Consider the following 649-nt stretch of genomic DNA (forward strand, 5'->3'; position numbering starts at 1 on the left):
CTACTTTATGGCCTTTCAACATCTGCTCAGCGGAAGTAGTTACCTTGCCCATCATCGTCTGCATATTCCTAGAGATTTTCCGGAACCGTTTAGACACGAAGTTAATACCAAAAGCAACTAGGGGAGCGACCGCAAATAAAACTAAAGATAGCTGCCAACTATTCCAAAACATCAGTACCAACAAGCCGATAATGCTCGCACCTTCTCTTACGATAGATACTAAAGCTTGGCTAGTCGCGGCAGATACTTGCTCCGAGTCATAAGTAATTCTAGATAGGAGTGCACCTGTTTGCTCTTTATCAAAGAACGAAACAGGCATATGCATGAAATGATTGAATATCTGACGGCGAATTGTCATTACCACATTGCCCGAGACCCAACTCAAACAATAAGTAGATACAAAACCACTGATTCCACGAATAAACATCATTATAAAGATGATTAAAGGCAATGTACGTAAAAAATCCGAATCAGCGTTTCCGAAACCTTCATCAAGTAACGGCTTCAGTAAAGAAATCATATAAGTGTCTGATATCGCGTTTATTACCAAAGCAATAACAGCTACCAGCAGGCCTGATTTGTACGCTTTTATGTATACCCAAAGACGTTTAAAGTTAGCCCAAGTATTTCCATCGTTATCTATAGACAT

Annotated in this window: 1 protein-coding gene; it reads right to left on the reverse strand. The window is 39.9% G+C overall.

From position 1 onward, the window contains the following. Positions 1 to 649 (reverse strand): ABC transporter transmembrane domain-containing protein (locus tag KIV40_RS32670; protein ID WP_285353522.1); only part of this gene is annotated, 649 nt, incomplete at its 3' end.

Source organism: Vibrio sp. D173a, from assembly GCF_030248475.1.